General features: G+C 65.3%; 8 protein-coding genes and 1 pseudogene. All 9 read left to right on the top strand.

The window, feature by feature from the left end; genetic code table 11:
* The coding region (locus tag AC1DYX_RS23295) for an ATP-binding cassette domain-containing protein (protein WP_477263260.1) at positions 1 to 566 on the top strand (566 nt) is incomplete at its 5' end.
* Between the two features lie 126 nt (positions 567 to 692).
* The gene (locus AC1DYX_RS23290; protein WP_477263258.1) at positions 693 to 1,646 is read left to right on the top strand and encodes a rhodanese-like domain-containing protein; all 954 of its coding nucleotides are present in this window, start codon (positions 693 to 695) and stop codon (positions 1,644 to 1,646) included.
* A gap of 224 nt (positions 1,647 to 1,870) precedes the next feature.
* Positions 1,871 to 2,932: a glucokinase gene (locus tag AC1DYX_RS23285; RefSeq protein WP_477263256.1), complete on the top strand. Its 1,062-nt coding sequence runs from the start codon at positions 1,871 to 1,873 to the stop codon at positions 2,930 to 2,932.
* Positions 2,933 to 3,331: 399 nt separating this feature from the next.
* A pseudogene (scpB, locus tag AC1DYX_RS23280) lies at positions 3,332 to 3,925 on the top strand (SMC-Scp complex subunit ScpB); the annotation flags it as partial.
* A 99-nt stretch (positions 3,926 to 4,024) separates the two neighbouring features.
* Positions 4,025 to 6,118, top strand: coding sequence for a 23S rRNA pseudouridine(2605) synthase RluB (gene rluB, locus AC1DYX_RS23275; protein WP_477263262.1), 2,094 nt, complete (start codon positions 4,025 to 4,027; stop codon positions 6,116 to 6,118).
* A gap of 117 nt (positions 6,119 to 6,235) precedes the next feature.
* Positions 6,236 to 6,487, top strand: coding sequence for a hypothetical protein (locus AC1DYX_RS23270; RefSeq protein ID WP_477263254.1), 252 nt, complete (start codon positions 6,236 to 6,238; stop codon positions 6,485 to 6,487).
* Positions 6,474 to 6,962, top strand: a complete 489-nt coding sequence (gene rimP / locus AC1DYX_RS23265; RefSeq protein ID WP_477263252.1) for a ribosome maturation factor RimP — start codon at positions 6,474 to 6,476, stop codon at positions 6,960 to 6,962. The genes AC1DYX_RS23270 and rimP overlap by 14 nt, the downstream gene beginning before the upstream one ends.
* Positions 6,959 to 8,524 (top strand): transcription termination factor NusA, encoded by a 1,566-nt coding sequence (nusA, locus tag AC1DYX_RS23260; protein WP_477263250.1) that lies wholly within the window; start codon positions 6,959 to 6,961, stop codon positions 8,522 to 8,524. Before rimP ends, nusA begins: the two co-directional genes overlap by 4 nt.
* Before the next feature lie 101 nt (positions 8,525 to 8,625).
* The coding region (locus AC1DYX_RS23255; protein WP_477263248.1) for a translation initiation factor IF-2 associated domain-containing protein at positions 8,626 to 9,318 on the top strand (693 nt) is incomplete at its 3' end.

Here is a 9,318-nt window from a genome sequence, read left to right as displayed (position 1 = left end):
GCCGCGACCTCGTGACGATGAGCGATGCCGAGTTCCAGGCGTATAAACGGCGCATCCAGATCGTGTTCCAGAACCCGTACGCGTCGCTGAACCCGCGTTTTACCGTGGGGCAGATCCTGCTGGAGCCGATGCGCATCCACCGCATCGGCGCGAACGATGCCGAGCGTACCGAGCATGCGCGCCACCTGCTGCAGCGCGTCGGCCTGCCGCAGCACGCGTTCGACCGCTACCCACACGAATTCTCCGGTGGCCAGCGCCAGCGCATCGCCATCGCGCGCTGCCTGACGATGAAGCCGGAAATCCTCGTGTGCGACGAATCCGTGTCCGCGCTCGACGTGTCGGTGCAGGCCCAGGTGCTGAACCTGCTGCAGGACCTGCAGGACGAGTACAGGATGAGCTACATCTTCATCTCGCACGACCTGTCCGTCGTGAAATACATCTCCGACCGCGTGATGGTGATGCATCACGGCAGCGTCGTCGAGATGGCCGACGCGGACGAGCTCTACCGCAATCCGCAGCATCCCTACACGCAGCAACTGCTGGCAGCGATACCGCGCGGCGCCTGAAAATTCGGGGGAAAATTCGGGGTCAGAGCACGCTCTGACCCCGAATTTCGGTGCGAGTGTTGCGCGTGGACTGCGCGCGTTGCCAGATCGGCCACGGCGGTGCCGGTTTTCCGCTACCATATCGGGATGACCCAGCTCTCTCACCTGATCCATGTGTATGGCGTCCTGATCGTGTTCGGCACCGTGTTGCTCGAACAGATCGGGTTGCCCATTCCCGCGTTTCCGGTGCTGATCATCGCCGGGGCGCTGGCCGTCGACGGCGCGGCGAACTGGCCGCTGTACCTGGCCGCGTCCGTGCTGGCCTGCCTGATCAGCGATTATTTCTGGTTCCGCGCCGGGCGCTTCTACGGCAAGCGGATCCTGCGCCTGCTCTGCAAGATCTCGCTGTCGCCCGATTCCTGCGTCAGCCAGACCGAGGACAATTTCAGTCGCTGGGGCGCGAAATCCCTCGTCGTCGCCAAGTTCATCCCCGGCTTCAACACGATCGCGCCGCCGCTGGCCGGCGCGATGGGCACGACGACGACCAGCTTCCTCTGGCTGTCCGTGGCGGGCGGCCTGCTGTGGAGCGGCGTCGGCATGGGCCTGGGCGCGTGGTTCCACGGCAGCGTGGATGACGTCATCGCCTGGTTCGAAACCCTCGGCAGCACGGCGCTGATGGTCGTCGGCGTCCTGCTCGCACTGTTCGTGGCGTTCAAGTACATCGAGCGCAAGCGCAACCTGGGCGCGGCCGACCTGCCGCGCATCACCATGGACGAGCTGAAGGACTTGCTGGAGGCAGGGCACGACCCGCTGATCGTCGACGCGCGCAGTGTCACCGCCAGGCAGCTGGAAACGGGCATTCCCGGCGCCCTGGTCTATGGCGACGCCGTGCCGGAACGCCTGATGGCCACGCTCGACAAGAACCGCCACATCGTCATCTACTGTTCCTGTCCGAACGACATCACCGCGGCCCAGGTGGCCAAGGAATTCGTCAGGAACGGCTTCCACCGGGCGCGTCCGTTACGCGGCGGACTGGACGCCTGGAACGATCACTGCGCCGCCGGCCGCGCAGACGCCGAGCTCAAGCCCAAGATCGGCTGAGCGGCAGGCTTTTTCCTCACACTGCGTTCGCGTGGCGCCGCTCGGCGCCACAACATAGTCGGGTCCTCCAAGGTCGAGCCGGTAGCTTGACTACTCGAAGGTTGCTCGAGATTTGGTGCATCTTCCCCCATGTTTAGTGGTGGATGTACCTAAACTACAATAAAGCCTTGCGCTGCAGCCAAGAAATCCTTAAGCTTCGGAGAGTCAAGTTCCTACGGCCTGCCATGATCGTTTCGCCTGTCGCCATCGTCGATCCGTCCACCGAACCGCGCCTGGACAGCGCACGCCACGCGAGCCCGCGCCTGCTGGCCGACATCGGCGGCACCAATGCGCGCTTTGCGCTGGAAACGGCGCCGGGCCGGATCGGACTGATCGAAGTCCTGCCGTGCGCCGCCCACGCGACCCTCGCCGACGCCCTGCGCACGTATCTGGCGCTGCCGGCCGTCGCGGCCGCCACGGCGACCACTGCCGTGCGCCATGTCGCGATCGCGATTGCGAATCCCATCGTCGGCGATTTCGTGCGTATGACCAATCACCACTGGGCATTCTCGATCGAGGCCTTGCGCACCGAGTGCGGCTTCGAGGACCTGGCCGTCGTCAACGATTTCTATGCCCTGGCCATGGCGCTCCCGCACCTGGCGGAGCATGAGAAATGTCAGGTCGGCGGCGGCACGCCCGTGGCCGGCACGCCGATCGGCCTGCTCGGGGCGGGTACTGGCCTGGGCGTGTCCGGCCTGGTACCGGCGGACAATATGCCAGTCGGCGCCAGGCCGAACTGGACCGCGCTGCGCAGCGAAGGCGGCCATGTGACGTTTTCTCCGGCCTGCGAGACGGAAGTCGCGATCCTGCAGTTTGCGTGGCGCGAATTCGACCACRTGTCGGCCGAGCGCTTCCTGTCCGGCGCCGGCCTGGAGCTGATCCATCGCGCGCTGGTGCACCATCGGAACGCCGCGCCCGAGGCGCTGGATGCGCCGGAGATCACGCGCCGCGGCCTGGCCGGTACCTGCGCGCTGTGCGCCGAGGTCATCGAGGTCTTCTGCGGCATGCTGGGGACGATCGCCGGCAACCTGGCCGTCACGCTGGGCGCCCAGGGCGGTGTGTACATCGGCGGCGGCATCGTCCCGCGCTTGGGCGAACGCTTCGCCACGTCGTGTTTCCGCGCCCGCTTCGAGCAGAAGGGGCGCTTCGCCGCCTACCTGGCCCAGGTGCCGACCTATGTGATCACCGCCGACTACCCGGCATTCGTTGGTGTTTCGGYTATCCTGGCGGACCGTCTCGGCGCCTGAAACCGGCTGCGGTGACGTGTTCCGGCGTCGCTGCCGCCGCATTCCGCAGCGCGACATGTCCTTTTCCCCGTTTTATCGGGTACAATGGCCGTCAGTTTTGGAAGAAACGATGTCGTTCGCTTAGCCCGGCGCCAGGAGCCTCGCCTCCAGAGCCCAGTCTCCCGATGGTGCCGGCAGCTCCGTTTCTCTTGAAAATCAACCGTTTGCGGTCCGCTCGTTGGTGGGCCGCCCCGTGGCAGGGCGAACCTCCACGGTATCCCGCCCGGTATTCGAGCCGGGTTATGGAACCCCGTTTCATTGCATGAAGTCTCAGCCTGGCGGCCGCGCGGCTGGCGTTGAACGGGTTATGTTTGATGATTCTTAGCATCCTGAGTTGCACACTCCGCTGACGACATCGTTATGAACACTGATGAGGTCAAGAAGGTCCTCGAGACCGCCTTGCTGTGCGCGCGCGAGCCGATGACGATCCACGCCATGAAGAAGCTGTTCGTCGACGTCGATGCGGCCGGAAACCCGCTCGGCGCCGGCGTCGGGTCGGATACGATCAAGATCCTGCTCGAGGAATTGCGCCAGGATTGGCAGGATCGCGGCATCGAGATCGTCAGCCTGGCATCGGGCTGGCGTTTCCAGAGCCGCCCGGAAATGAAGCCTTACCTGGACCGGATCGCACCGGAGAAACCGCCGAAGTATTCGCGTGCGACCCTGGAAACCCTGGCGATCATCGCCTACCGACAACCGGTGACGCGCGGCGACATCGAGGAAATCCGTGGCGTGGCGGTGAATTCGCAGACGATCAAGATGCTGGAAGACCGTGGCTGGATCGACGTGGTCGGCCACCGCGAAGTGCCCGGGCGCCCGGCGCTGCTGGGAACGACGAAGCAGTTTCTCGATGACCTGGGGCTTGCCGCACTGTCCCAGCTGCCGCCGCTGCAGCAGGTGGCCGACATCGGCGCCGGACGCAGTCTGGAAGCGCTGGAAGCGGCCCTGCAACAATTTGACGACACTTCACCCGTTGAAGTCCCGATTCACGACCAAGCGCCCGTGTCCAACGACTGATCGTCGCGCCAGGTCAGCAAAACCAAGAAACGAATGATGAATCCAACTGACATGAACGAGACGACCCCTGCCGAGGCAGGGCCGGAGACGGCCGCCAAGCCGAAGCGTCGCACCAAGCCGAAGGCCGAGACCGCAGCACCGGAAGGCGCGCAGCCGGACACCGTGACGAAACCGAAGCGCACGCGCAAGACCGCGGCCCAGAAGGCTGCCGAAGCCGGCGCCGCGCCGGCCGAAGCGGTCGCTGCCGCGCCTGCTGCCGCCACGCCGGCCGCCGCAGAGCCCGCACCCGCTCCGCGCAAGCCGCGTACCCGCAAGGCCGCCGCGGCCCCCGTGGCCGAGGTCGCCCCGGCCGCCGCCGAACCGGCTCCGGTCGCTGTCGCACCTGCGCCCGCGCCTGCCGCATCCGCCCAGGCGGACGGTGGCGCCGGCAGCCAGCGCAAGCCGCGCGGTCCGCGCCAGATGCGCGAGCAGCGACAGCAGCGCGAAGCGCGCCAGCCCCGTGCCGAAGCCGAAGCAGCGGCGCCGGAAGCCGTGCCGGCCGCCGTTGAGGCTGCGCCTGTCGATGCCGCCCGCACCGAGCAGCGTCGCGACCAGCGCGGCGGCAAGCAGCAGAAGAACCAGAAGAAAGGCCAGCAGGGCCAGCAGCGCGGCCAGCAGGCGCAGAACGGGCAGCAGGCGCAAAACGGTCAGGGTGCCCAAGGCGGCCAGCAACAGGCCGGCCAGAAGCAGGGCAAGAACAAGAATGCCCGCAACAACAATGCCAACAACCCCAACAATGCCAGGCTGTCCCGGGGTGGCAAGGGCAATGACGCGGATGCCGTGTTCTCGTTCGTCACGTCGGACGCGTTCGACGCCAACGAGGGTGGCCGCGGTCAGGCCCAGCCCTCGAAGGGGCGTCGCGACCTGACGGCCGAGGATGACGCGCCGAAGCTGCACAAGGTGCTGGCCGAGGCCGGCCTGGGTTCGCGCCGCGACATGGAAGAACTGATCATCGCCGGCCGCGTGTCGGTGAATGGCGAGCCGGCTCACATCGGCCAGCGCATCCTCCCGACGGACGCCGTGCGCATCAACGGCAAGCTGCTGCAGCGCCGCGTGTCCAACAAGCCGCCGCGCGTGCTCGTGTACCACAAGCCGGCCGGCGAAATCGTCAGCGCGGACGATCCGGAAGGCCGTCCGTCCGTGTTCGACCGCCTGCCGACCATGAAGACCGGCAAATGGCTGGCCGTGGGTCGCCTCGACTTCAACACCGAGGGTCTGCTGCTGTTCACGAATTCCGGCGACCTGGCGAACCGCCTGATGCACCCGCGCTACAACATCGACCGCGAATACGCCGTGCGTACGCTGGGCGAGCTGGAAGAGGGCATGCGCCAGAAGTTGCTGGCCGGCGTCGAGCTGGAAGACGGCACGGCATCGTTCACCAAGATCGTCGATGGCGGCGGCGAAGGCGTGAACCGCTGGTACCGCGTGGTGATCGGCGAAGGCCGCAACCGCGAGGTGCGCCGCATGTTCGAGGCCGTGGGCCTGACCGTCTCGCGCCTGATCCGTACCCGCTACGGCGCGATGACCCTGCCGTCCGGCCTCAAGCGCGGCCGCTGGGAAGAGCTGGAAGAAAACGACGTGCGCAACTTCCTCGAGGCCTTCGGCATCGAGAAGAAGGGCGCGCAGGGCAAGGGCGCCGGCGCCGGCAAGGGTCCGGGCCAGGGGCAGGGCAAGGGTCCGCAAGGCAAAGGCCAGGGCAAGGGTCCAGGCCGCGGCGACGATGCGCACCGCTCGAACGGGAACCGCATCGACCGTGCGGACGCCAACCGCAACGTCGATCCGTTCGGCCCGCCGGTGACGCGCGCCGGCGCGACGCGCGAAGACACGGGTATCCTCGGTGGTCGTGGTGGCCAGGGCCAGGGTGGCCAGGGTGGCCAGGGCGGTCGTGGTGCCGGCAACCAGGCACGCGGCGGCAACCAGGCACGCGGCGGTAACCAGGCGCGCGGCGGCGGCGGCGGCGGTGGCAAGGGGCCGCGCCAGCCTGATCCGCTGCAGACGACGTTCGGCTTCGCCGGCGCCGGCCAGAGCCGTCGCAGCCAGGGCCCGCGCGTGAGCGACCACGGCATGCCGCGGCGCGGCCGCCGCGGTTGATCGCCAACCACCGTCGGTAACCCGCGTAGGTGGGCACTCCGAGCCCACGCGTAATGCCAGCAAGCCGCGAACGTCACGCGTGGGCACAGGGGTGCCCACCCTACATGCCGCGCGAAAATGAACCGCCCGCAGCAGCGTATTCCTCAAAGGAGTAAACTGTTGCATGGCTGTTCATTTTGCAGTGCAACGATTGCGGCCGAACCTGTATCGGGTTATAATTCAAAGCCTAATCCGAGTGATTCCCAATATTGTTTTGGCGAACAAGCTCTAGTTGGGAATACAAAAGATGGGCAGTTGCCCATTTTTTTTTTGTTGAAACGTTTTAAGGGTCCGGCATCGGGCCGTGGAGAAACCTGTGCAGTTGTTTGATTTGATTGCCACGACAGTCGGCGGACTGGGCTACGAACTCGTCGATGTCGAACGGGCCGAGCGTGGCATCCTGCGCGTGTTTATCGACTTCCCGGCGGCGGTGGCGGACGAAAAGGGACCGATCTCGGTCGAGGATTGCGCCACGGTGAGCCACCAGCTGTCGCACGTGTTGACGGTCGAAAACGTCGACTACGAACGCCTGGAAGTGTCGTCGCCCGGACTGGATCGTCCGGTGCGCACCCTGGCCGACTTCGAACGCTTTGCCGGCAGCGAATGCACGGTCAAGCTGCGCGTTGCGATGCCCGGCACCGCGAACCGCAAGACCTATACGGGCATCCTGCATGCCCCGCAAGGCGACAAGATCGGGTTGGAATTTGAAAGCAAGGACGGTCCGGCGCTGCTGGAATTTACGCTGGCCGAACTGGACAAGGCACGGCTGGTGCCAAAGGTGGATTTTAGGAGTCGCAAAGCATGAGTCGCGAAATTTTGTTACTGGTTGATGCGCTCGCGCGCGAAAAGAACGTCGATAAGGAAGTGGTCTTCGGGGCGCTTGAGTTCGCCCTGGCGCAAGCTACGAAAAAGCGCTACGAAGGCGAGGTCGACATTCGCGTGTCCATCGACCGCGACACTGGCGAATTCGAAACGTTCCGCCGCTGGCACGTCGTGCCGGACGAGGCGGGCCTGCAACTGCCCGACCAGGAAATCCTGCACTTCGAAGCCAGGGAACAGATTCCGGACATCGAAGTCGACGAATACATTGAAGAGCCGATCGAGTCGGTGGAGTTCGGCCGCCGCTTTGCGCAGGACACCAAGCAGGTCGTGCTGCAGCGCGTGCGCGATGCCGAGCGCGAGCAGATCCTGCAGGATTTCCTGGAGCGCGGCGACGCGCTCGTCACCGGCACCATCAAGCGCATGGAGCGCGGCGATGCGATCGTCGAATCGGGCAAGATCGAGGCGCGCCTGCCGCGCGACCAGATGATCCCGAAGGAAAACCTGCGCATCGGCGACCGCGTGCGCGCCTACATCCTGCGCGTGGACCGCAACATGCGTGGCCCGCAGGTGATCCTGTCGCGCACCGCACCGGAATTCATCATGAAACTGTTCGAACTCGAAGTGCCCGAGATCGAGCAGGGTCTGCTGCAGATCAAGTCGGCCGCCCGCGATCCGGGTGTGCGCGCTAAGATCGCTGTCTTTACCGCGGACAAGCGCATCGACCCGATCGGTACGTGCGTCGGCATGCGCGGTTCGCGCGTGCAGGCCGTGACCGGCGAACTGGGCGGCGAGCGCGTGGACATCGTGCTGTGGTCGGAAGATCCGGCCCAGTTCGTGATCGGCGCGCTGGCCCCGGCCAACGTGTCGTCGATCATGGTGGATGAAGAGAAGCATGCGATGGACGTCGTCGTCGACGAGGAAAACCTGGCGATCGCGATCGGCCGTTCCGGCCAGAACGTGCGCCTGGCGTCCGAACTGACGGGCTGGAAGATCAACATCATGACGGCCGAGGAATCGGCCAACAAGGCTGCCCAGGAAACCGCCGCAGTGCGCACGCTGTTCATGGAAAAGCTGGATGTGGACGAGGAAGTGGCGGGCATCCTGGTCGAGGAAGGTTTCTCGAGCCTTGAAGAAGTCGCGTACGTGCCCATTTCCGAAATGCTGGAGATCGAATCGTTCGACGAGGACACCGTCAACGAACTGCGCACCCGCGCCCGCGATGCGCTGGTGACCGAAGCGATCGCATCGGAAGAAGGTCTCGAGGGTATGGACGAGTCGCTGGTCAACCTGGAAGGGATGGACCGCACCACTGCCGGCAAGCTGGGTCTGGCCGGCATCAAGACCCTGGAGCAATTCGCGGGCCTGGCTTACGACGAATTCAGCGCCATCCTGGCACTGCCGGCCGACCGAGCCCGTGAACTGATCAAGAACGAATTTAATGATGTGACCGATGATGAGATGAAACTGGTCGACGCCAAGTACGACGACCGGGCCAAGGCCCTGCAGGCGAAAGCCTGGGGCCAGGTTGAAACGGCCAAGGCATAAATGAGACGCGAAAGACCGGAGCACCAAGCCATCCGGTCTTCGCGCTTTATTAAGCAAGCAAATTTCTTTATCATCTCGCGACACATAGAAAAGAGGACTGAATGGCGAGTAACAACGTAGCCCAATTTGCCACCGAACTGAAGATGCCTGCAGATTTGCTGCTGACGCAGCTGCGTTCTGCCGGCGTCGAGAAAAGTTCGACGTCAGATCCCTTGTCCAAGGATGATAAGGATAAGCTGCTGAACCATCTGCGCCGTACCCACGGTGCCGCCGAATCGGGCGAAAAGAAGAAGATCACGGTGACCCGCAAGGAAACCTCCGAGATCAAGCAGGCTGACGCCAGTGGCAAGTCGCGCACGATCCAGGTCGAAGTGCGCAAGAAACGCACCTTCGTGCAGCGTGACGATCTCGTCACGCCGAAAGCGGCTGCCCAGCAGGCGCCGGTTGTCGACGCCGCCGAGCAGGCGCGTCGCGAAGAAGAAGCACGCCGCCAGGCCGAGCTGATCGCCCGCCAGGAGGCGGAACTGCGCGAGAAGCAGGAACGCCTGGCCAAGCTCGAATCCGAGAAGGCCGCGCAGGCCAAGGCGGCCGAGGAGCAAGCCAAGCGTGACGCGGAAGAGCGCGCCAAGCGCGAGGCTGCGGAAGCCGAAGCGGCGCGCGCCAACGAGGCGCAGAAAGCCTCGCAGGCCAACGCCGGCGCCGCCAGCGCCGCCGAGGAAGCCAAGCGCGCCGCGGCCGAGGAAGCCAAGAAGGCAGCCGCCGAGGAAGCCAAGCGCAAGGCCGAAGAGGCCGCC

It is taken from the genome of Massilia sp. P2_C2, assembly GCF_056404615.1.
This window is presented reverse-complemented; position numbering and strand designations above follow the sequence as displayed.